Source organism: Bacillus sp. 05T31 (genome assembly GCF_056396725.1).
This window is the reverse complement of sequence record NZ_JBFTMA010001114.1, coordinates 1-888: the sequence shown is the minus strand read 5'-3', so window position 1 is coordinate 888 and position 888 is coordinate 1. Positions and strand designations below refer to the sequence as shown.

Here is an 888-nt window from a genome sequence, read left to right as displayed (position 1 = left end):
CATAGAAGCAATAACTAAATCCCAATTCATTTCTTTCAAATTTGTTGCCTTTACTCTTCTTGAAGTGGGAAAGCAATTTTTCACAGTTGGCTAATTCATCCGACTTTCTGGCAGACAATACTTTTGATTGTCTGCTTTTTGTATGAGATTTTTCGTTTGACATATACTACTTTTGAACCTGTATACCAATACAAGCCATTTTGGTGTTTGGGATTTCCCTTCCTGGGATAAGTATTTTTGAACTTATCCCTTTTTTGTATAGGCATGTATATTTGGGATAAAACTAATTACAAGCAGATTTTCTGTTTATTCGTAGTTCTTAACCAAAAGACTTTTCTCCTTTAAWGGACAGTAGGTACGACTGMTTGTCCTTTTTTATTWATATTTCACACACCATTTTTTGCCCCCTTCTAAGCATTCTATTACAGCTCCCAAATAGCCAATGTTTATAGTCATACAAAATAAGCAGTTGCTGATACTTTCCTTTTTGAGTTACACAACACAATAAAAATGTGTAACTATAGATTTAAATCCATGTCCCTCCTATCTCAAAAGCTCTCCTAAGTAACTAAAAAAAACACCTTAAGTGGGTGTCCTTTTTTCTTTATGTAAGAGAACATACAGATAACATTAATTCTCCAAATGTCACTGTTCCTAGTAACCCTAATACAACTCCTATTAAACAAACACAATCAGCAAGACAAATTGAAGATTGCGATAATGGAACAAATGACCTACTTGTGCTCGATCCATAATGTTTTATTTTCTCATAATTTATATCTAACATAAAATGTAGACATGATATACAACCATCAATAGTTTGAAGAGATTCATTTTCTAACCGCACCAATAACTTGTTATTTAAAGCAAATAGAAGAGGGTACTGCT

The 888-nt window shown here is 32.7% G+C and carries 1 protein-coding gene; it reads right to left on the bottom strand.

Annotated features, from left to right (window positions below):
- Positions 1–604: 604 nt before the first annotated feature.
- Positions 605–888 (bottom strand): homoserine dehydrogenase (locus AC1DJR_RS31725; RefSeq protein WP_477004441.1); only part of this gene is annotated, 284 nt, incomplete at its 5' end.